This window comes from Motiliproteus sediminis, from assembly GCF_017912535.1.
Classification (GTDB): Bacteria; Pseudomonadota; Gammaproteobacteria; order Pseudomonadales; family Balneatricaceae; genus Motiliproteus; species Motiliproteus sediminis.
This window is the reverse complement of sequence record NZ_JAERQK010000009.1, coordinates 87199-109446: the sequence shown is the minus strand read 5'-3', so window position 1 is coordinate 109446 and position 22248 is coordinate 87199. Positions and strand designations below refer to the sequence as shown.

General features: G+C 45.6%; 20 protein-coding genes. 1 reads left to right on the top strand and 19 read right to left on the bottom strand.

Annotation, left to right across the window (positions count from 1 at the left end; genetic code table 11):
• The first annotated feature begins 390 nt into the window (after positions 1-390).
• Positions 391-1641 carry an O-antigen ligase family protein gene (locus tag JJQ76_RS14630; RefSeq protein WP_210397620.1) on the top strand — a complete coding sequence of 417 codons (1251 nt, stop codon included), beginning with the start codon at positions 391-393 and terminating at the stop codon, positions 1639-1641.
• A gap of 24 nt (positions 1642-1665) precedes the next feature.
• Here JJQ76_RS14630 and JJQ76_RS14625 read toward each other — a convergent pair whose 3' ends face one another.
• From JJQ76_RS14625 to galE, 19 genes are all read right to left on the bottom strand, one after another.
• Positions 1666-2364: a WecB/TagA/CpsF family glycosyltransferase gene (locus JJQ76_RS14625; protein ID WP_281412014.1), complete on the bottom strand. Its 699-nt coding sequence runs from the start codon at positions 2362-2364 to the stop codon at positions 1666-1668.
• 56 nt (positions 2365-2420) lie between these two features.
• Entirely contained in the window at positions 2421-3581 is a 1161-nt protein-coding gene (locus tag JJQ76_RS14620; protein WP_210397618.1) for an aspartate-semialdehyde dehydrogenase, read from the bottom strand.
• A gap of 15 nt (positions 3582-3596) precedes the next feature.
• A complete protein-coding gene (locus JJQ76_RS14615; protein ID WP_210397617.1) occupies positions 3597-5786 on the bottom strand; it encodes a bi-domain-containing oxidoreductase in 2190 nt (729 codons plus the stop codon).
• Positions 5783-6778 (bottom strand): glycosyltransferase, encoded by a 996-nt coding sequence (locus JJQ76_RS14610; RefSeq protein ID WP_210397616.1) that lies wholly within the window; start codon positions 6776-6778, stop codon positions 5783-5785. Before JJQ76_RS14610 ends, JJQ76_RS14615 begins: the two co-directional genes overlap by 4 nt.
• Positions 6775-7329, bottom strand: coding sequence for an acyltransferase (locus JJQ76_RS14605; protein WP_210397615.1), 555 nt, complete (start codon positions 7327-7329; stop codon positions 6775-6777). Before JJQ76_RS14605 ends, JJQ76_RS14610 begins: the two co-directional genes overlap by 4 nt.
• Entirely contained in the window at positions 7292-8452 is a 1161-nt protein-coding gene (locus tag JJQ76_RS14600; protein ID WP_210397614.1) for a hypothetical protein, read from the bottom strand. Before JJQ76_RS14600 ends, JJQ76_RS14605 begins: the two co-directional genes overlap by 38 nt.
• 4 nt (positions 8453-8456) lie before the next feature.
• Positions 8457-9269 carry a glycosyltransferase family 2 protein gene (locus JJQ76_RS14595; protein ID WP_210397613.1) on the bottom strand — a complete coding sequence of 271 codons (813 nt, stop codon included), beginning with the start codon at positions 9267-9269 and terminating at the stop codon, positions 8457-8459.
• The gene (locus tag JJQ76_RS14590) at positions 9266-10096 is read right to left on the bottom strand and encodes a glycosyltransferase family 2 protein (protein WP_210397612.1); all 831 of its coding nucleotides are present in this window, start codon (positions 10094-10096) and stop codon (positions 9266-9268) included. The genes JJQ76_RS14595 and JJQ76_RS14590 overlap by 4 nt, the downstream gene beginning before the upstream one ends.
• 1 nt (position 10097) lies before the next feature.
• On the bottom strand, positions 10098-10922 hold the full coding sequence (locus JJQ76_RS14585) for a class I SAM-dependent methyltransferase (RefSeq protein WP_210397611.1): 825 nt from the start codon (positions 10920-10922) through the stop codon (positions 10098-10100).
• Positions 10923-10929: 7 nt separating this feature from the next.
• Positions 10930-11925: a glycosyltransferase family 4 protein gene (locus JJQ76_RS14580; RefSeq protein ID WP_210397610.1), complete on the bottom strand. Its 996-nt coding sequence runs from the start codon at positions 11923-11925 to the stop codon at positions 10930-10932.
• On the bottom strand, positions 11922-13394 hold the full coding sequence (locus JJQ76_RS14575; protein WP_210397609.1) for an MATE family efflux transporter: 1473 nt from the start codon (positions 13392-13394) through the stop codon (positions 11922-11924). The genes JJQ76_RS14580 and JJQ76_RS14575 overlap by 4 nt, the downstream gene beginning before the upstream one ends.
• 93 nt (positions 13395-13487) lie before the next feature.
• Complete coding sequence (locus tag JJQ76_RS14570; protein ID WP_210397608.1) at positions 13488-14237, bottom strand: dTDP-4-amino-4,6-dideoxyglucose formyltransferase; 750 nt, start codon at positions 14235-14237, stop codon at positions 13488-13490.
• A gap of 2 nt (positions 14238-14239) precedes the next feature.
• A complete protein-coding gene (locus JJQ76_RS14565; RefSeq protein ID WP_210397607.1) occupies positions 14240-15346 on the bottom strand; it encodes a DegT/DnrJ/EryC1/StrS family aminotransferase in 1107 nt (368 codons plus the stop codon).
• A 2-nt stretch (positions 15347-15348) separates the two neighbouring features.
• Complete coding sequence (rfbA, locus tag JJQ76_RS14560) at positions 15349-16215, bottom strand: glucose-1-phosphate thymidylyltransferase RfbA (protein WP_210397606.1); 867 nt, start codon at positions 16213-16215, stop codon at positions 15349-15351.
• On the bottom strand, positions 16212-17291 hold the full coding sequence (gene rfbB / locus JJQ76_RS14555) for a dTDP-glucose 4,6-dehydratase (RefSeq protein WP_246480868.1): 1080 nt from the start codon (positions 17289-17291) through the stop codon (positions 16212-16214). The genes rfbA and rfbB overlap by 4 nt, the downstream gene beginning before the upstream one ends.
• Before the next feature lie 247 nt (positions 17292-17538).
• Positions 17539-18627, bottom strand: a complete 1089-nt coding sequence (locus tag JJQ76_RS14550; protein ID WP_210397605.1) for an LPS O-antigen chain length determinant protein WzzB — start codon at positions 18625-18627, stop codon at positions 17539-17541.
• A gap of 18 nt (positions 18628-18645) precedes the next feature.
• Complete coding sequence (locus JJQ76_RS14545; RefSeq protein ID WP_210397604.1) at positions 18646-20139, bottom strand: hypothetical protein; 1494 nt, start codon at positions 20137-20139, stop codon at positions 18646-18648.
• A gap of 87 nt (positions 20140-20226) precedes the next feature.
• On the bottom strand, positions 20227-20850 hold the full coding sequence (locus JJQ76_RS14540) for an L-threonylcarbamoyladenylate synthase (protein WP_210397603.1): 624 nt from the start codon (positions 20848-20850) through the stop codon (positions 20227-20229).
• A gap of 367 nt (positions 20851-21217) precedes the next feature.
• Entirely contained in the window at positions 21218-22234 is a 1017-nt protein-coding gene (galE, locus tag JJQ76_RS14535; protein WP_210397602.1) for a UDP-glucose 4-epimerase GalE, read from the bottom strand.
• Between the last annotated feature and the right edge of the window lie 14 nt (positions 22235-22248).

Sequence of the window (22248 nt, the reverse complement as noted above, 5' to 3'; positions counted from 1 at the left end):
AGACGATCCTGTGTCACAACGAGAACGGCTATTATGTCCAAACGCTTGGCAAGGGTATAGTGCCCGATTACCACTAAGGCACTATCCAAGCAGAAACAGGTTCTTGTTGGCGAGAGCCCCCTGACAAGCCAGCGCAGGGTTCGGAGAGGCTTATGGGACCCAGACGCTGTGCACCTGACGCCTGGACTTCCCCTGCTGAGACTTCAGCTACCCTCGCACGCTGTATCAAGCCCTGAATTAACGAGCCGTTGGCGCTCGATATAGAGCTACAAAGTAGTGTCTCGATTCCAATACCACCCAGTTAGGCTAATTCGCAGCTCCCCGACTGGCGTAACCGCTTAATCGAAGATAAGATGCCCCCCCTTGAGCATCGCACGACACTTCAGCCCAATGATGACGATCAATCGCCGCCCCGACATAACCGAACGCAGTTTTAACGCCTTGCTAATGCTGCTACCGGCGATACTTCTCATTATCGATCGAGCCTATGGCTTTGTCGCACTCGCTCTTGTCCTCCTAAGCTCCCTCAATCTGACGCTTATGCGCAACCCTCCTTATCAACTCTCAGCACAGGACAAGCTCGTCGTCACTGGTTTGACCGCCTATCCGGCTGCGGTTGCCCTGGGAATGCTTGTTCACGGGAGTTGGCAATGGGATCACTTTGACAACCCCGCGCGATTACTACTTGTATTGCCGATATACTTCTTTGTGCGCCGCCACAAGATCTCTCAAACGTGCCTTTATCTCGGTTTGATAATCGGTGCCATTGGCGCTGGAACTTTCGGCTTTTTGCAGAAGTTTGTATTCGGCTGGGATTATGCCGCCGGCCATATCCAGAAAATACAGTTTGGCAACCTCTCACTCATGATGGGAATACTTTCGCTGACCTGCTGTATTGACAATCGCAGCCGAAAATACCGGACAATTTCCACCGCATTGGGTGTTATCGCCTTTATTTTTGGTCTCACTGGCTCCATCGCATCCGGTGCTCGCGGGGGCTGGATCGCGCTACCGATTGTTATTTGGCTTATCCTGAACAAAGCGCTACCGGAAAGACGCCTCCGATTTGGCCTCTACGCTCTGCTCCTCGTCTTCGCTGGCACGCTCTATGGCAACAATTCGTTCGTTCAGGAAAAGGTGAACAAAGCAGCACGGGATGTTGCCGTCTATTTCTCCGATGAGAAAGCAGTTGAGGGCTCCGCCGGTACCCGCTTAGAAATGTGGCGTGCAGCAGGGTACATGTTCACCGATGCGCCTTTTATCGGTGTCGGGCAGGGCAGCTACAGAGGGGAGCTTGTGGCTCTTGCTGATCGGGGGTTAATAGATCGTTTCGCGGCACGATATGGGCATGCCCACAACGATTTCTTTCATATAGCAGCGGAGCAGGGGCTACTTGGCCTCTCTGGATTCCTACTTTTTTTCAGCTGCTTTGGGTATCTGTTTTTTAAATATCAATCCAGAAACGGCAGATTATCAACCGCGGGGGTAGCACTCATTGTCGGTTTTACTATTTTTGGGCTAACCCAAGCGTTATTCAAGCACGCGATCAGCACGACTTTTGTTGCAATCTACGCCTCGATATTTAGCGGCATTATTCTATCCACATCAAACAACGATCGCGTTGCACAAAACAAAAACTAAGTCTGCACGCAGTTTACAGAAAGGCTACCGCTTAGTTTTACCTCTCACAATCTCTTTAACCAACAACCCCAAGAACAAAAAATTCGTTATAAGGTAGCGCTTCCACATCCTTCGGGGCTCTTGGTAAACGCGATAAAGCCACTCCAGTCCTGAGCGCTGCATCCAAGCAGGAGCCCGACGAACCTTTCCCGCGACCACATCAAAAGTCCCCCCAACGCCCATCACAAAGTCCACACCGATCTGGTTTTTCCACTGGTTAATGAAATTCTCTTTTTTAGGTGATGTTATCGCAACGAATAGCAATCGAGCCCCAGATTCTCGTATTTTATCCACCACAGCCTTTTCATCATCCCAAAAATAGCCGTGATGAAAACCGGCTATCTTAATATTGGGATACATCCTTTCAACCCTTCGCGTCGTCTCCTCAATGACCTCGGGCTTGGCCCCTAGCAAGAAAACAGGAAAGCCTCTCTCAGCACTCATTGCAACAAGCTTGTGAAACAGGTCGACGCCAGCCACCCGCTCAGGGACCTCATACCCCAATAAACGGGCTCCCCATACAACCCCCATACCATCTATATTGACGATATCGCATTCACGAACAGATTCATCCAAGCGGGAATCCTTCCGCATATTAACCAACTTGGCGACGTTAACAACTACGTGCTGGACAAACTCCCGTTCATCAATTTTATGAGCGATATACTCAACCGTCTCGCCCATTGTCCCCACATCCAAGGGGCAGCCCAAAAAACTTATCCGCTGAAGCATATTAAAAACTAGGCTCTATGGTTGTTAAAATATGACAAGGCATAATAAGACCACGCTTGAGTCCAGCGAGCGTAATTAATCTTGTTTGAATAATATTTTGACCTTTGATAAATAAAATGAGATTTATTTGAAATATACAATCTATCTATAGCTCGGTCTAAAACCTTAGTAGCAATTTTTTCGTCGCCCGGGGAATTGCCAACCCCAATCAGCGTCAATACAGCTTGGGAAACGCTGTGCATATCCAAAGGATAAACCTTGTTATCGTAATATTTAACCGTACCGTCAGGAAGAATAAAGGTATCACGGTAGTAGTTTAAGCCACTGCGAATACAATCATTAAACTCAGTAATGTCCGCGGTTTGACTGAGCATTGCTAACGCTTCCAGGTTGTAACCCGTATGAAAACCGTCGATAAACTGGTGATGAGAGCGAGTTCCATAGACCCATGAGCCATCGCCAAGCTGCTCTCGGGCACTTTGCCGGGCGACCTCAAGCGCAACCTCTAAGTAGCGGTAGTTGCCAACAGCCGTTCCAACATAGCCAACCCACGCCGCCCCCCATAAGCTCGCATTGTGAACAAACGCTGTTTCACCGGGAATGTATGCGAAGAAGGTGCGTTGATCCGTCTTTGTAAGCAAATGATTGTATATAAATGCAGCGGCATCGATAGCCGCTTCGGCATATCGATCCTTATGGGTAACCTCTGCTAGCGCTTGCAGTGCGCGCGCGACGTAAACCGTTGTAATGATATTTGGCTTTCCTGCCGGCACATAAAACGCCCTTGCCTGCCAGTCAAAGTGATATCCCCAACAAGAATGCTTCCATAACGACTTGTCACATTGCTGCCCAAGTAACCAATCACCCAGCGCCACAGCATCTTCCAAATAGACTGCGCTCCCGGTGCGTTCATAGTCATTCAACATGCCCAAAATGAACAACCCAACACCTTTAGGGTTTCTCATTTTGGGCACCAGCAGCAACGGTCTGAAGTTAAGTGGGGACCGCTTTCCTAACTGCAACCAGGCTAACCGGATCCAACTGCTTCGGTAAAAGGGCGTAGCCTTCAACAACGCGCTGTTAAGAGAATCAAACGGATCATAACCGGCAAAATCCTGCTGCTTAACTGCCGACAACAGGCGCTCTGATACATCAATATAATCTGCCAACGGTGCTAGCCCTTATTACTCGCAAAGCGCAACTTCATCGAGCAACAACACATCGTTGCTAACCGCCATGGGCTGGTTTATGCAAAGAGACTCAACAGCCATAATCGTCGCCATACTACTGGACATCAAGCACTCATAGTCAACACACGGACGCCCAATCTTAAGCGCATCAACCCACGCTGCGAGCATGGCCTTCTGCCCCTTATCCTGTGCGCCTAATTTCTTTGTTTGAGCAACGCCATCAGAGAACAGGGAGACCTCTCTGAAATCCGCTATCTGCGCAGATCGGCCGCCCCCAAAAACCTCAATGTATTCCTTCGGCATTTTCGGACAGCCATCCGCTGTATAGATAATATTGGCGATACTGCCGTCGCCAAAACTCAACGAAATGCAAACATTGTCATTCAGCAGCGCAGACTTCTCTGCTTTAGAGGTTCCCACTGCATAGACCGAGCGCACGTTCGCACCAACGATAGCGGAAGCCAGATCAACAAAGTGACACCCCTCGCCGATTATCCGCCCACCACCAACCAACGCATCCTGAATCCAATGGTTTTTCGGTATAGATCCGGCATTAACGCGAATGTTGACCACCAGCGGACTTTTAACCACAGAAAAGTGCTGGCGGACCATCTGCGTCGCGGGTGCAAACCGGCGATTAAAACCGACCATCAGCTGTGCGCCCGATTGATGGTAGGCGGCATCGATCTCTCGAAGTTCATCGATAGTCAGCGCTAACGGCTTTTCGACGTAAGCATGCTTACCTTGAGACAGCGCCTTGATAACCGCCGCTGCATGAGCGTCATGGCGGGTGGTTATCATCACAACATCAGTGTTGTCACCAAGTAGTGCGTCAAACGTCTCGGCGCAGAATCCAAAGTTGAATTGTTTGGCAACACCCTGCGCTGTCCGGCCACTCGCGGTCACCAAGCCGCGAAACTGCACATCTGCCATTTCTCTCAGAGATGGAAGCAGGCTAGCGGTAGCGTAATTGCCCGCCCCGTAGAATGAAAAGCCAAGCTTATCTTTTTCAATAGGCGCACTACTGACAGTGATGGGCTGGGCGACCTCTGACTCGTTAACAGCCCGGGAGTAACTCAGAAGGATACCCAGATAGGGCTCGCTTTTGGCACCCTCAATAAGCTTATAAGCTTCCGCCGCCTGATCTACATCGAAACGGTGACTGATCAGGCTGGCGACGTCGACCTTTCCCTGCTCGACCAGCGAGAGAAAAGTAGCCATGTTGCGCTGCTCGGTAAAACGCACATACCCCAGCGGATAATCATTGCCGTTCTCTTCATAAAACGGATCATAGCGGCCCGGACCATACGAACGGGAGATAACTACGTTAATCTCCTTTTTGAAGTACTGCTCCCGAGGAATATCCATTCGCACCGCGCCAACGACCACCACCCGGCCTTTCTCCCGAGTAACCTCACCGCATAGCTCGATCGGTTGGTTACTGTTGGTGCCGGCACAGACCAATACACCATCCACCCCATGGCCCGCGGTTAAGGAATTGCAAAGCCCTGGCAGCTCATCAGCACCGCAAGCCCCCATCGCCCCATACTTTTCCGCACGCTGAACCAACGTCGGGTCAAGATCCGTAGCGATCACGTTACAGCCATTAGCCCGGAGCAGCTGTACGGCGATCTGTCCCAACAGCCCCAGTCCCAACACCAAGAAGGTCTCACCCAACTGCGGTTGCGCTAACCTCACTCCCTGTAGTGCGATAGAGCCGACGGTAGCAAACGATGCCTCTTCATCACTAACCCCCTCTGGGATCTTGACAACAAGATTTTTGGGCACAGCGACAAACTCAGCATGATTGGCATAATCCGCACCGCCACAGGCCACGCGATCGCCCGCCATAATTCCCTCAACCATGCCACCGACCGCCACAACAGCCCCAGCGCAGCTGTAGCCAAGTGGAGATGGAGAATCCAAACGAGAATTTACCGTTTGAAGGGTCTTTTTTAGCCCCTCATTCCTAACTTTGTTGAAAACCTGTTTGACCAGGTCGGGGCGTGCTTTTGCTTTCTGGAGCAAACTCTTCTTGCCCATATCAATCTTGGTTTTTTCTGTGCCGGCGCTGATAACCGACTGCCGGTTACGAACCAGCACAAACTTGTCAGACAAACTGGGAACAGGCACATCGTTAACATCTATTTGCCCAGTACGAAGTGTTTGCGTAACTTGTTTCATTGTTTCCCCAATAGGACCTTGTAGAGCTCTATCAACTCAGTATGAAAATGGGTATCTACTTTATCCTTAAGCAGATCTTCCTTCTTCGCCGCAAGCGCACACTCAAACTTCTGCTTTAAGTCTTCATAACATCCGTTCTTGAACAACAGCGCACCGCGTGGCCGTTCACAAACATCAGACGCGATGGCAGGCACACCACAATCCATCGCCTCCTGTATGGAAACGCCATACGCATCATCCCTGTTTAAGCGCAAAAAAAGATCGGCTCTATGAAAATGATCGACAAGATTCTCGCCGATCCGTAAAACGCAATTATTAGCCGATTTTTTGGTAAGCATCGTTTCAATAAGCGCAATATTCTTTGACTGCGCGACGAAACATTCAAATTCTATTTCCGGGTAAGAAACAGCAAGATCAACAAGAAGATCTATACCATATTTTACAATCGAATCTTGGTCCTGAACTTTCCAAATATTAAAAAGAACGGTGGTAGAGGTATGATTATTGCGCCGCTGAAAATTGGTTTTAGGAGGCACATAAGCGGGCAGGTACCGGACATTCTTAACGCCGCATTGATCGAGCATACTCCCTACCGATCTCGAAACTACAATGACACTCTTACATCGAGTCATCTTAAGAAGTTTGACAGCAGCCTTTCTGACCCATACGGGACAATTAAGTAGCTTTTCATTATGAATAGATATAAGAAAGCAGTCACCATGTACCAAAGAAAAAAAGAACAAGTATAAAAAATGTAACCATGAAAACTGATGAAAATGAACAAGCCCACTCTTACTTGTAAAAAGAAATTTAACCCACCAAATATAGCTACCCTTAGTGGAACTAACATTGGCTAAAAGATCTTCATGCTCATACTGGTTGAAAACGGAAAAATCTATTTGAGAGTCTCTCAAATAAGGTAAGATTCTAAAAATATGGTTAGAAATACCACCATAGGGAGGAGGATAAGGACCAACAATAGAAATTTTCACCGATTCTTCCACTGTAAAATAAAGTCCGATACCTCTCGAACGCTATACTTTGAACCCACATTATTAAGTAAAGTTTTAAGTTCTTCTTCTGTTTTAAACCTTGGCCTTACTTTACCATCTGCATATACACAGTAAGGAGGAACGGTATCCCTAATAACCTCTCCGGCACCGATAACAGCCCCTTCAGACACCACCGCGCCGTCAAGGATGATAGCTCGAGCACCAACCCACACGCCATTTTCTATGACAATAGAGGACTTCTTTTCTACGGGAGAAGTTTTATGCCGTATATGCCCCAATGTATACTTATAGTCGTGACCGCCGCCCAAAATCATAACCTCGGGGCCAAACATAACATCATCTCCGATAAGAACAGGACAGTGCTGGTTTGTAGAAAAATAGCAAAACCTTCCACAAAAAAAATAGGAGCCAACATCAAAATACTGGTACCTGACAACCTTAGTTCCATACCCTATATCACTGAACTTACCAAAATTGAATCGAAAAGCATGTCTAGCTAAAAGCAGCACTTTCTTTAAAGTTTTTCTCATACAATAAAACCGTCAAAACGAAAAGTATCTCAAATGAACTTACTGCATAAATAACATGTCCACCAAAGGACATCAAGACTATCAAAATACTGAAGAAGAATATCTTATACTGGAAATGACGCAGCTCTACAGCGAACTTGCTCATTACAAATAAATACAGCAACGAAAAGGGAACTCCACAAAATAGTACCAAATCAAAAAAATCGAGCTCTGTTGTTAAATCATAGGAGACAACACCACCAACAAGGAGAGCCTGATACAGCCCGACATCGGTCGATGATAGAACTTCCATGAGCTGTATATCCCGTCCGCTTACAAGTGCACTAAACAAAGAGTTTGTCCTCTCTTGCTGATGAACCGTGTAGTCAATCATATTTGACAAGGTAAGATAAATCTCATCTGCAAACACAAACATGGACAAAGGAATTAAAAGTATCAAACAAGAAAGAAAAAATTTATTGTAAAAACTTTTCCAGACAAAAAGCAAACCAGACAAAACAAATACACCAGCAGCTGCTTTTGTACCACTAACTACAAGCCCAACCAAACACAGAAAAAACAGCACACTCTTTTGAATCGGTTGCTTAAGGCTAACGGCATACATAACAAGAAAAAGAAAGGTAATGGCTACCTCGTTCTGTGTTGCGATTACACCTTTATATCCGAATCTATAACTTGCGTCATAGGTTCTTGCGGATTCAACAACAAAAACAAGAGCGATGATTGACAACAATGGCAAAGCCCACACATATGCATTCAAAAAACGCATACCATGAATTTTATCGTTTATCCCCAGAAACCTATGAATATATGCGGAAACACCAAGAAAGCAAATTGGATATATAATCTTTGATATGAAATACAAATTACCGAGAAGTTTATGAACATCCTCTGCATCGCTGATAATAAAATTAACTAATGAAGCTGAAAGAGCAAGCAAAAACAGCATGACAACCCAAACAGCATCTTTAAAACATAGGCACAAAAAAATCAAAAGACAAAAAATCGCGGCTCGAGCATACAACGCATAATTTGTAATCGTTATTTCAAGCGCATACACCCCATTTAACAGCTGCGCAATAACAACCAAAAACAACAATAGATAAATCAAATAATGACGCATCAACTTATGCTCTAAGCTTTCTTATTGCGTCCAATCTTCGCTCGCCTACCATCCACCTGATCACCACATAGGGAATATATTGATATCTCCTACACTCACGAACTTTATTAATAGCTCCATTTAAATCATCATTACTCAAACAAACCTTCAACAAATTAAAAAAATAGGTACGATCATCCTTAATTCCAAGCCTGTTTAGAGTAACGGATCCTCTATTTATCCTTACCTGAGTAAGATACTCCTGCTGCATTCCCATACGTAAGCCGGCCGTCTTAATTCTTTTCCAAAGATCCCAGTCCTGACCTGTTATAAACGTTTCACTATACCCCCCCAATGATAAGACAGATTCACGGCGGAATATTGTACACACATGGGTTATCATATTTTTGCTATCAAGCATCTCTAATACATACTGTTGCCCCCAGTTCTTTTGCTTAGAAAAGCGATTGTTATGTTCATCTATAAATTCGGGCAAACACCATGACATATCATAATTATGCTGCCTAACGAAATCGACTTGGCGCTGAACTCTATCTTTCGTCATCAAATCATCGTCATCAATACGAATGATGTATTCACCCTTGGCCTGCTGCATAAGGAAGTTAAGATTTCTAGTTAGCCCCTGAGGCTGGCTGTTTTCGAAAACTCTAATCCAGGGTGAATCGACGCCATAAAGATATGCGGCCGTGTCGTCATCAGAACAATCATTAACTATTAATAGCTCAACATCGCAGGACAACTGCGGGATAATGGACGCAACAGTTTGTTTTAAGAAAAAGCATCTATTTCTTGTAGAAAGAATAACTGAAGCGATCATTCTGATACCTTTTTACTAACAGAAGCAGGATGATCACCAGTGAATACGTTTATACTCAAATCCGGATAAACCTCAGGATTTTTCCTATCTCCCAGCTCATATCCCATCGCCAGTCTTTCAACGTTTCTTCTAAACTTATAGTGGAAATAGTATCCGACATCTTCTGTGTCAAAGACATCCACTAAAAACTTAAGCTTTCCATTTACTGGTACCTTATAATGGCGGGTGGGATAAAAACTCCCGTTTTCCACTATCCTATGCGGCATGTTATTCCATGTTCTTTTTTCATGCCCTTGAATATAATGATTAAAATCTTCAAAAAAGGTCAGTTCTTTGGCGGTTATCAAGTGGCAAGAGGGACTTAGTTTCCAATTTTCTCTATTTGAAATCAATTCAATCATTCGATCATTATAAAACTGATCGGCGTCTATGGTCATAAACCAGTCACCTGGCTGGTTATGTTTAGCCATAGATAACATCTTGTTAAAAGTATAGGCTTGATTAAGACGATAGTTAGATTTAGTGACTGCATCAATTAATGTTCTTGCAACATGAGACAAAGAAAAAAAATTAATTAAAATGCTATCGATAAAATATTTTAAACGACCTATGCGAAAGGCCCGAATAATCCTGACATTTGAATTTTCTTCCGCAAACTTCCTTAAAACTTCAGATGTACCATCTTCACTGCCGTTATATTTATTTTCATCGAAACAGCCATCGCAAATAATAATTTCATCCGCATTTAACTTATGCATTTGGTCGAGAGAGGCCTCTATCCACTCCAATTCGTTCCAAAATGTTGCAAGCAGTGTTATTTTACGCATACTAAGTTAATTTCCAATGCAGGTTTTTAATCATAGATATTAAGTTGATTTTATTGGCTAGCCTGAATAAAAGTGACTCTTTGACGAGTATCGACCTATTAATATCATTTATATAATTGTCCAACATAGTTTCATCTATGTTATTATTTATCACACAAGACAACGTACCTGCATAGCTTCTCATTATCGTGTTATATCTTTTATATGGTGCGTACCCGTCAAAAAACTTATTAGTTTCTTGCCAGCAGACATCATCCAAATAACTAAATGCATCAACATATTCATAATCGTCTGATACCAAAAGGTGTCGGCCGAAGTAACGCTCTAATCTTGGTCTAGAATCATATGCATCTCGATGTGTATCGTGAAACAACACTGCTTTAACATTTTCTTTTTTCAACATTAGTAAACCAAGCTTTTGAGCCCAAACGCCCTTCGGGCCATCAATGATGATTAATGTATCTTTACCATCGAGAAGTTTTGGCATTAGTTCAAAGCCATCACCATAATGTAGCGTGCAAACATCTTTATAAGGCGCTAATCGCTTTTCTGCCACCGCAACGTCGGGTGATTTATCATCGTACTCAATACTATGAAACTCCAAGCCATCCTGTTGGCAAATTCTTGCTATGATCTCCGTTGATTGCCCACGAGCTCTTCCGCTCTCTATTACTTTTTCAACGCCAAGCTCTTTAATCAACGTATATGCCATCAACAACTCGCTATGAAAGATACCTTTTGGCTCAAACGTGGACGATAATGATTTAATCACTTCATAGCTATCGACGTAACTGCTAGCTTTATTATTCAACTCAGATTGCTTCATAGTAAACTCACTCGCCACCTAAAACATTTTCAAACATTTCATCCCAGAACATAGCTCTTCGGGAATAACCCCAGTTCTGATGTATATCACGAGAAATATTAACACTAAGCTTGTTTAATAGTTCTCGATCGTCATTTAGCTCGATTATTTTTTCAGCGATATTCTCAATTTCTCTTTCTACAAAGATGCCATTTTCGTAATCTCTTATTATTTCACTAGCAAATCCAACATTAGTAGAAATTGTAGGTATACCACAACCTCCGGCATCGATAATAAATCCTGGTCCAGCATCACCTATAGACGCGTTTGCCATCACATCAACATTACTGTAAAAATCTGGCAGCGTACTGAGCGGACCACTGAATCTAGTCACCAGTTTAATATTAGGTCTTTTCTTTCTGGCCAACTCAACAGCAGGCTTAACGAAATCATAGAAACCCTTAAAATTTCTATTTGGATTTCCTGTCCAGCAAACGATAAACTGGTCGTCATCTCTCTTCTTCTTGTTAAATATAAATTTTTCTGTATTAGTTGCTCCCGTCGCATAAAAAACGGGAAGATCGAAGCGGGAATAAAATCTTTCTATGTTTCTGTTTCCGGATATGATACCACTAGCTGGTTTTATATATAAATCGACAAATTCGCGTTCACTGCCGTTAAAATCTATAGTCTTACCAGGAGGGAACGACTCGGTAAATATACCTTTTAGTACATACTTATACTTAATATCTAAGTCTATTATTTGAGGCAAATGCCACCACATATAAACGACCAAATCATACTCAATGTTCTTTTTGAACCTTTCGAAGTAGATTCTCTTGAAAGCCCGAAATGGCTGCTTCAACTTATAATCTAATGTTTGACGTTCATTTTTTATATGGTACTGAGCCATAACCTTATAAAAGTCATATTTATCAGAAAGCTCAGACATGATGTAGTTAGCCATCTGATCGTAGGCCCAATTTGGCTTATCTATAACCATCAATATTTTGGGCTTTCTCATACAATACCCTTAATCTTACTAGGAAACATTTTCTTTATACTCTCCCTTTCATCAATATTAAAAAATTTAGATTTGATCACAAGGATAGCAATAACAGGAGAAACTAAAATAAAAACAACTGCATACAGCTTTACGCTTAAATTAAAAACAATTAGAGAAAAAATCGATATAGCAACTATGTACGATACTATCTCTTTACTAAAAAGGTGAAAGTTGATCCGATCAGAATATATCTTTCCTACTGTCAACCAGAATACAAAAACAGTTAAGATTGTGCTTGAAAGATTAGCTATGCCAATAGATATATTTCCCATTTCATGCAAAAATATAATAATTACAACATTTGAAACGGAAAGCATATTTATTTTTAGAACAAGATCAGATCGTTTTATAATATTGGCAAGTAACAAATTGAGATCCAAATACGACAACGCCAAAATATTTAAGAAAAGAAACGCGCCCAAATAAATAGAATTTTTGGCGTATTCAACCCCAAAAAGTGCCTCAATGACGGGATGAAACATCAAGAATGAATAAATCAAAGCTGGAATCAAGAACAATAAATTCAATTTACCCATAAAATTCAATCCATCAAAAACAACAGACTTGTCATCGTCCCGTGCATAAGATTTCACATATTCCGGCATTAGGAATCCGCTAAATATTTTACTTGGGCTAAAAGAACGTACTATATTAGGTATTATTAACGCCACAGAATAATAGGCTACTTCTGTAAACTCAAACAGGTAACTTACTAGAACAATAGTCGCCGCATTATCACGAAGGAAATTTGTCCAACTAAAACCATAGTTATTAGTTGCGTAACTAAAATGTTCTTTCAAACTAAAACTTTCTACTGACAATCCGGGAAGTATTCTTCTTAAAATAAGAAGCAAACCGAACGACAGGACAAGCACCTCAACTCCTGAAAATGCAACTATATAAATTAGGAATTCCTTTATATCGACGAAGTTGACTTTTATTGCAAAATAAACAATTGCGAACTGTATAAAATACAGCAATATCCTAAAATAAGTTAATCTCAATCTTTTCGATAACGCTACATATAGGCTTTCACAGAAGTATGACTTTATATAATAAAGCAAGCACAACACACTAAGCATTATGATACTTATTCTTTTGTCAAAACCAATGATTTCATTTTTGTGCAGCGTATAGACAACCGCCATAACTACAACAATAAGAACACATTGAATAATTGCAAATAATCCAACTTGGAAAAATATTTTTCCAAACTCTTTTCGCAGCAGGTATTCTGGTATATATCTTATATTAGCAAAATTAAAACCTAATAAAACAAGTATTAAAAACATAGAACCTAAACTAACTACATATTTATAAACTCCATAATCACTTGGATCAAAATAATTTACAACCATATAAGTAATAAAAAAACCAACGGAAACTTGGAGAATTCGTTCAATATAGATAACTGATATTTCTTTCACCGTCTTTGTTTCCAGATATAAACATGAATGAAAACTGATTCTAGACTATATTAAACGTAGCTATATTCATATAAAAATCAACCATAATCTATATTACTTGCAGTCGGGCTCTATTATTAACCGCACATAGTGCTTATTCCCTTCTTCATCAAAAAAATATGCATTTTTAAAATCCCCATGAGTCAGCGCTCTTAAAATGTCTATATGATCTTCTAAAGTACCTGTTTTATTTAGATCTAGATTGCAAAGATCTTCAAAGTCTTCTTTCGAGTTATAGTTTCCTTCCATCTCCATTTCGCTACTAGTAAAAACACCATAAACTAGATTTTTAAGATTTCGCTCTATCAACTTTTTTTCCGCACTAAGTACCCTTGTATATAAGTCGAGCGAGGTGTCTGATTTTTTCAAAGCGACAACCTTCTGATCTATAATCGCTCCATGATCTACCTCCGCGTCCATCATATGTAGCGTCGCGCCTATTGGCTTTTTATTTATTATTGAGAACACTTGGGGATACCATCCGCGGTTAAATGGATTTAGCCCTGGGTGAAAGTTAACACAGCGGACAGATTTCACTAGAGCTTCGGGGAATATTTGCTTACAATGGATCGATATTATCAGACTGTATTCTTCTTTAGCTATGCCAAAGAACTTTCGATCTTTTACATCAAGCGGTGTCGCCCCCAAAACCTCCATCGGTCTTGGATTTTTATTTATAATCGAAAATCTATACTGAAACACTGCGATTTCGTTATATTTTTTTTGATGAACGTATTCCTGAAAAAACCTAGTTAACTCAGGATTATCAGATACAACTAGAATTTTTTTTCTTTCATCAAGCAAAACTATTCTCCGAGAATAACCAATATTTGATTTATCTGTTCATCTGACAAACTTGGATATATGGGCAAGCACAGCACCTTACTTGACATATCCGATGCAATGGGCAAATTTCCTTTATGCGCTGAAGACAATTCCCTATACATCGAAAACTCCGAAATTAACGGATAAAAGTACCGACGCGAATAGATACCCAAGCTTTTCAGCGCCTCATACAGTGCATCACGCGATAGGGGATAGTCTCGCTCAACCAAAACCGGAAAGTAGGAAAAATTGTGCCTAGAAGTGGTAGGTAATTCGGGGATAAAGAGTCCTTTGCAACCGCCCAACCCTTGGCGATAAAGACGATCGATCTCTAGCCGACGCATGATCGCCTCGTCCACATGCTCGAGTTGCAGCAGCCCCATGGCCGCCTGAACTTCATTCATTTTTCCATTGATGCCCGGCGCAATCACCGTAGTTTCATCAGCTATACCGAAATTTTTCAGATAATCAATCCGCTTTTTAGTCTTCGCGTCCGGGCAAATGATTGCCCCCCCCTCAAACGTATTGAACACCTTGGTGGCATGAAAGCTTACAATAGACAGATCGCCATAGCGTAAAACACTTCCCCCCTGATCTTGCACGCCAAACGCATGTGCAGCGTCGTAAATCACCTTTAATCCGTAGGTATCGGCAATTTCCTGGATATGCTCGACATCGCAGGGATAGCCATAACAGTGGACTGGAAGAATGGCCGTCGTCTGGGGGGTGATCGCAGCCTCGATTTTTCCCGGGTCTAGATTAAAACTGCCGGGCTTAAGGTCGACGAAAACTGGTTTTATACCGTTCCATAGCAGGGAGTGCGCAGTTGCGACAAATGAATATGGAGTGGTTATCACCTCACCATTCACTCTTAAGGCTTGCAATGCGGTGACGAGTGCTAGGGTGCCGTTTGCAAATAGGGCGAGATGCTCAACACCTAGGTATTCACATAGTGCCTTTTCCAATTGTTGGTGAAAAGGGCCGCCGTTTGTCAGGATTTTATTCTCCCAAATTTTTTCAAGATAAGGAATAAACTCCTCAAGTGGGGGAAGGTCAGGTTGGGTTACATAGATTGGCGTATCGCTCATATTTAATCTCGAAGCAACGACAAAAGATATTGGCCATAACTATTTTTGCTCATAATCCGGCCTCTTTCTTCCAGAGCATTACCATTCAACCAGCCATTTTTAAACGCGATCTCTTCCAGACAGGCAATTTTATATCCTTGCCGATTTTCTATGGTCTGAACAAACATACCCGCATCCAGCAAGCTTTCGTGGGTTCCTGTATCGAGCCACGCAAATCCCCGACCTAAGATCTCGACCTGCAGGTCCCCCCGCTCTAGATAAGCCTGATTGATGGAAGTAATTTCTAACTCGCCCCTGCCGGATGGAGTAACCTGCTTAGCAATTTCTATAACATCGTTGTCATAAAAATAGAGTCCGGTAACCGCGTAATTTGATTTTGGCTTAGCAGGCTTTTCCTCTAGCGATAACACCCGCATATCTTGGTCAAATCCAACTACACCAAAGCGCTCGGGATCTTTCACCTGATATCCGAATACCGTCGCTCCCTTTTCACGTGCAGCAGCTTGGCGCAACTTGGGGGAAAAACCTTGACCATAAAAGATATTATCACCCAGTACCAAGCACACTGGGCCTTCACCGATAAACTCTTCACCGATTATGAAAGCTTGAGCTAACCCATCCGGGCTGGGCTGAACAGCGTAAATTAGTTCGATACCAAACTGACTTCCATCTCCGAGAAGTTTCTCAAAATTGCTACGATCCTCAGGAGTAGTGATAATCAATACCTCCCGTATCCCCGCAAGCATCAGCACCGATAGGGGATAATAGATCATCGGCTTGTCGTAGATGGGCAACAGTTGCTTCGAGATCCCTTTGGTTATCGGGTGCAGGCGCGTTCCTGAGCCTCCGGCCAACACAATGCCTTTCATAATTTGCCCTTCGAAGCGACTGTGCCTAAACGTTCGCGCTGGTGGGATCCGTCTTGCACCCGCGCACACCAAGACTGGTTATCCAAGTACCACTGCACGGTTTTGCGGAGACCTGATTCGAATGTTTCTCGAGGCGTCCATCCGAGTTCAGCCTCAATCTTACTTGCATCGATCGCATAGCGCATATCGTGACCTGGTCGGTCCTCAACAAAAATAATCAAGTCTTGGTAATTGGCCACACCAGCGGGTTTATTGGGTGCAAGCTCTTCCAGCAAAGCACAAAGCGCATAAACTACATCAATATTCTTCTTCTCGTTATGACCACCGATGTTGTAGGTTTCCCCAGCCCCCCCATGTGTCACAACCCGATATAGCGCCCGAGCGTGATCATCAACATAAAGCCAATCCCGCACTTGGTTACCCATGCCGTAAACCGGTAAGGGTTTTCCTTCCAAAGCGTTAAGAATCATCAGCGGAATCAGTTTCTCAGGAAAGTGATAAGGACCGTAATTATTAGAACAATTGGTCAAAACTATCGGCAGTCCGTAGGTACGGTGCCAAGCACGAACCAGATGGTCCGAACTGGCTTTGCTCGCGGAGTAAGGTGAGCTAGGGGCGTACGGCGTCTGTTCAGTAAATAGGTCTTCAGCCCCTTCCAGATCGCCATAGACCTCATCAGTAGATATGTGGTGAAAGAGGAACCCTGTTTTTTTGGCCCTATCCAGATTTTGCCAATAACCTCGAGCCGCTTCTAGTAAGGTATAGGTACCAACAATATTGGTTTCAATAAATGCTGCCGGCCCATCTATCGATCGGTCAACATGCGACTCTGCAGCGAGATGCATGACCGCATCCGGTTGGTACTGATGAAAAACCCGCTGCAGTTCGCTACTGTTACAGATATCAACCTGTTCAAAGCAGTAGCGGCTGCTCTCACAGACGGGTGCCAGAGAGTCAAGGTTGCCCGCGTAGGTCAACTTATCAACATTGACGACAAAGTCATCGGTATTATCGATAATGTGGCGGATAACAGCCGAACCGATAAACCCAGCCCCGCCGGTAACTAGTAACTTCATTATGCCCAGATTCCACGAGTAGCAATCGAGCACTTGTCGTCCAGAGCCGTCTCGTCAATCTGCTTGAACTCTATATGGTTCAACTGAAATATGATGCTATCAGCTTGATGAGTCGCATAATCGACATTCACTCTAGTACCAAACACCGCTAAAATTCTCATATAATTTCCATAACGCAGAGTTCCAGGCCCTTTCAGGCTTCTCCCAGAACGGGCTTTTCCATCAGGCAGGAGTCATTGCCAACAGCTCAGCATCGCTGGCGTAACGGCACCACCAAGACAATAAAAACACCAAACACCAATCCCAGTATGCCCCCTACCGCAACCAGCAACTTCTTTTTCGGTTTGACCGGGCTGTCCGGTACCGAAGCGGCCATATCTATCCGCGCTGCCTGTACGCTATCCGATGGAACACTAACCGCATTTAGTTGGTTCAGGCTCTCTTGCAGGCTCCTGAGTTCAGGAATAAACGCATCGTCCGACTTTCGACTCTCCAGAACACTGATCTCTGCTGCCAGCGCCTCAGTACCCCGGGTAAACAGCTGGTCAGACGAACTCTGAACGTTGATAGTCATGATCCCGTTGTCGCCTCTAACAGCGGAGCCATACCCGATTAGACCAATAGCCTGGGCGATGCGATAGGCTTCTTCCAATCGCGCAATACGATCCAGCCGTTTCGCCTCAGCCAGAGCTCTTTTAGACGCTATTTCCTCAGCTATTTGCGATTTACTCTGCCTTAGCCGCGAGCCCAGATCTGACGTCAGCGAGCTGGCTGTAGCCAAAAAAACATCACCAACGTAACGGTTCAGCCAGTCCGCCACCTGTACAGCAGACTCTCCCTCTAGCGTCACTTTCGCGCCAGAAAGCGCTTCACCCGGTGGAAGCGAAAAAGAAAAGGCTTGGTAAAAAGCGTCAAAATACTTTCCAGAATCAACCTCGCCAGCGCCGTTATAACTACCAGCGATACCCGAGCTCTCAAAAAAGTGCATGAGTTGCTGACGAGATTTCAGTGCCCTTAAGAAACGATCATAAGCTTGTTCTGGCGAGATCGTGTTTTCAAATAGAAAATCCGAACCGCTATTTAAGGCGCCCAAATCGCTTCTTTGCTTGAAAAGGCGGACGTTAAGTGCGCTAAGATCAGACGGCGAAGGGGGTAGAAGATAAACCTCAGCCCTGTACATGGGCTTGGCCATCAAAGCATACGAGAGTGCCGCCATCACACATAGCAGGGTGGCACCCGCTACCCACCATTTGCGGTACCACACCTTTCGAAATAGCGCCACCAAATCAATTTCATCATCCCGCCGAGCATCAACCGTCGACTGATCAACCTCCATAACTACCTCATCACGCCGTCACTCAGACGATATTAAACTCTTGCTCTTCGGCCAAGGCAGTACTAGCGCCAGAAACAGCCCCACCAGAAGCCCGAACACTAGTGCTGCTATGACTTGAGCCAGCACGCGCGTTAATTTCGCGCTAGTTGCGCTAAGCTCAGATACTGGCCCCAGTCCTTGCCACAGCGTGTTAGTCGCGCCAAGTACCTGCTGTGATACGAGCTGCGAGATAGATTGGACATCCCCCTGAATAAAGTTTGCCGCATCGGTCTGCTGCGCCAGCAGCGTAAGAATTCCATCCTTATCAAGCAGGTTGTACTGGGCGCTGGAGGTATTGCTTAACCGAGCCAGACGCAGGTTAACGTTTTGTATTTGTTCGGACACTTCAATCCGTTTGTTAATGATCGCAGCCCTCTGCTCAGAGTCCGATACAGTTTTACCCAGCTCCAGCAATGAGTTAAACATCTGATCTGAGAGTTGTGGAGAATACAATGCTGAGGCGTTGGCCCCGCGTGTCAGGGCCTCGTTGCTAGGAGCGGCGGGCAGAACCAGCTCCTGGCTACCACTGAGCAGCGCCAGACTCTCATCATAAACAGCAACCATTGCCTGCAAGCGCTCGCGTTCCAGTTCCAGGTTGAGGCGTTTCGCCGCCAGTAGGCTTTCACTGATCCGATCGGACGAAGCTTCCCCACCGTTAATGGCATAAGGGATCATGGAAACCAAGTCATTGAATTCGGTGCGCACCGAATTCAGATTCAAGCGTATCTCCGACAATCGCTGGCCACTTTCCGCACTAATGGCGGAAAGGTTAGCGATACCATACGTGCCTAACTCCATGATCGAGCGCTCGAGCAGATCCAGATAACCCTCAAACCGGAATACCTCTTTGATCAAGCTGGCCTGAGGGTCAAAAACGAAAGCATTACTCACGGCCTGATGCTCAACTTCCAAGACCCCCATCTCGCTGACCGCCCTATCTGACCAAGCACGAGGAATTTCACGCAGGTACGCCTTAACCCCTTCCGGCTCACCTCTAAAACGTTTCATGTTCACCTGCAAAACGGCATACTGCCGCGCCAGCCCTTGGACGCGCTCCAGCCCAGCTTCCAACGCCTCAACCTGAGAGTCAGCCAGATTTTCATTCCTAAGCTGCGCGGCAATCTGATTCACACTTGAGGCAGTCAGGCCATTGCCGAGGCGAATATCGGTTGCACCGATGATCTCTTCTGACACGCCAGCTTCTCGCGCCGCTTTAAGTAGCACTTCGTTGGCCAGCAGCCCTTCAACGACAAAGCGCTCCCCGTTGGGGTAAGTGCCTTGCTGAGCTCCAGCAAAGGTAAACATGATCGGAAACTGATAACCTTCAGGAAAATCGACCGATTTTTTTAGCAGATGAAAGCACATAACCAGCGCAGCCATCATCAATGACAACCCGGTGATCATCCAACGCCGCCACCACACCTTGCCAAATAGCGCCAGCAGATCAACCTCGTCTTCTTTACTGTCAATCACACCAGTACCTTTCAACCTTGAATATAAAGATCCAGAGCCACTCATTGCCAGCCCTCGGGGCCGAACAACGAATCGATAAAGCCTGTTTCAACCGTAAAACGGGGCTGCATTACCCGCCCCTTCACGCACAATCACCGGCACTTCATCCACCATATTGATCACCGTAGTGGCTGCCATGCCGCAATAACCGCCATCGATCACCAGATCAACCTGGTTCTGCAGGGTATCGCGAATATCGTAGGGATCGGTCATCGGCTCGGTCTCGCCCGGCAGGATCAACGAGGTGCTCATAATCGGCTCGCCGAGCTCCGCCATCAGCGCAAGGGCAATCGCATTGTCGGGAATACGAATGCCAATCTCACGCCGCTTGGGGTGCATCAGTCGCCGTGGCACTTCCGGGGTACCGCGCAGGATAAAGGTATAGGCACCGGGGGTGTTCTGTTTCAGTAGCCGGTAGGCAGTGTTATCCACCTTGGCGTAGGTGGCGAGTTCAGAAAGATCCCGACACACCAGGGTGAAGTTGTGCTTATCATCGAGGCGGCGGATCTGTTTGATCCGTTCCAGCGCGGACTTATCACCGATATGGCAGCCCAGCGCGTAGGCACAGTCGGTGGGATAGGCGATAACTCCACCTTTATTGATGATCTCCACCGCCTGACGGATTAACCGCAGTTGCGGAGTCTCGGGGTGGATCTGGAAAAACTGGCTCAATCTGGCTTCCTTACTTGGCTACAGCATGCGAGCATCCTACTCGCCAAAACGTGGATACTAACATAGCTCGGGGTCCGATATCAGCGCGACTTTCAGCTCATGGGCGCGCCCGGCGTGGCGCTAATCATAACCCGAAAAGTTGCATTGCGATGATACCCTGCCAGCCGGTCGGACGTAACACTGACCAGCTGCGAAAAAACCGGCAGACAACTATTCACCCGGTGGCCAAATCGCCATCCATGCCTTTTTGGCCATCGCCCCGTCAAACGCAGGCAACTTCGCGGAGAAGCCTGTTTTACGCGAGCTCACATTGACCTCGCGGTTAATGTTGACGCGCCCTGCTTCAGTCTATTTACTCGCAGGGTTACTAGGCGGGCTTGAAGCCGTTAGGGTTGTTTCGCTGCCAGCGCCAGGTATCGGCCATCATGTCGGCCAGGGATTTTCGCGCCTGCCAGCACAGCTTTTCACCGGCGTAACCGGGATCCGCATAACAGGCAGCGATATCACCCGCCCGGCGCGCCACAATCTGGTACGGAACCGGGCGACCTGATGCCTTCTCAAAAGCCTGCACCATCTCCAGTACGCTGTAGCCTTGCCCTGTCCCGAGATTGCAGGTCACCAGCCCCCCGTCACGCTGCAGCACTTCAAGCGCTTTCAGGTGCCCCTGGGCCAGATCAACCACATGAATATAATCCCGCACCCCGGTGCCATCCGGCGTTGGATAGTCGCCGCCGAATACGGACAGCTTTTCCAGCCGCCCAATGGCTACCTGGGCGATGTAAGGCAGCAGATTATTGGGTATGCCGTTGGGGTCTTCGCCGATCAGCCCGGATTGATGCGCACCCACCGGATTGAAGTAGCGCAGCCGCGCGATACGCCAGTCGGGATCAGCAGCATGCAGGTCCGCCAACTGCTCTTCAATCATCAGCTTGGAGCGGCCGTAGGGGTTGGTCGCAGCGGTCGGAAAGTCCTCCCTGATGGGCACGCTGGCGGGATCACCATAGACCGTCGCCGAGGAGCTGAACACCAGAGTTTTGCAACCCGCAGCCGCCATCGCTTCACACAGGGTCAGGGTTCCGGCGACGTTATTCTGGTAATAATGCAGCGGCTGCTGGCAGGACTCTCCCACCGCTTTGAGCCCGGCAAAATGTACTACGGCGTCAATCGCATGTTCGGCAAAGAGCTGGTCCAGCAACGAGCGATCACGGATGTCGCCCTGTACCAACGGCACCGACTTGCCGGTTATCGTCTCTACCCGGCGTAGTGATTCACGGGAGCTGTTGCAGAGATTATCCAGCACCACCAGCTCGTATCCCGCCTGCAACAGCTCAACACAGGTATGGCTGCCGATGTAGCCGGCGCCGCCGGTCACCAAAATACTCATTCTCGATCCTTTTG

Coding starts and splice junctions, on each gene's coding strand:
- JJQ76_RS14630 (WP_210397620.1), top strand. CDS start 391: ATGATGACGATCAATCGCCGCCCCGACATAACCGAACGCAGTTTTAAC.
- JJQ76_RS14625 (WP_281412014.1), bottom strand. CDS start 2,364: ATGGGCGAGACGGTTGAGTATATCGCTCATAAAATTGATGAACGGGAG.
- JJQ76_RS14615 (WP_210397617.1), bottom strand. CDS start 5,786: ATGAAACAAGTTACGCAAACACTTCGTACTGGGCAAATAGATGTTAAC.
- JJQ76_RS14605 (WP_210397615.1), bottom strand. CDS start 7,329: ATGAGAAAAACTTTAAAGAAAGTGCTGCTTTTAGCTAGACATGCTTTT.
- JJQ76_RS14600 (WP_210397614.1), bottom strand. CDS start 8,452: ATGCGTCATTATTTGATTTATCTATTGTTGTTTTTGGTTGTTATTGCG.
- JJQ76_RS14595 (WP_210397613.1), bottom strand. CDS start 9,269: ATGATCGCTTCAGTTATTCTTTCTACAAGAAATAGATGCTTTTTCTTA.
- JJQ76_RS14590 (WP_210397612.1), bottom strand. CDS start 10,096: ATGCGTAAAATAACACTGCTTGCAACATTTTGGAACGAATTGGAGTGG.
- JJQ76_RS14585 (WP_210397611.1), bottom strand. CDS start 10,922: ATGAAGCAATCTGAGTTGAATAATAAAGCTAGCAGTTACGTCGATAGC.
- JJQ76_RS14580 (WP_210397610.1), bottom strand. CDS start 11,925: ATGAGAAAGCCCAAAATATTGATGGTTATAGATAAGCCAAATTGGGCC.
- JJQ76_RS14565 (WP_210397607.1), bottom strand. CDS start 15,346: ATGAGCGATACGCCAATCTATGTAACCCAACCTGACCTTCCCCCACTT.
- rfbA (WP_210397606.1), bottom strand. CDS start 16,215: ATGAAAGGCATTGTGTTGGCCGGAGGCTCAGGAACGCGCCTGCACCCG.
- rfbB (WP_246480868.1), bottom strand. CDS start 17,291: ATGAAGTTACTAGTTACCGGCGGGGCTGGGTTTATCGGTTCGGCTGTT.
- JJQ76_RS14550 (WP_210397605.1), bottom strand. CDS start 18,627: ATGGAGGTTGATCAGTCGACGGTTGATGCTCGGCGGGATGATGAAATT.
- galE (WP_210397602.1), bottom strand. CDS start 22,234: ATGAGTATTTTGGTGACCGGCGGCGCCGGCTACATCGGCAGCCATACC.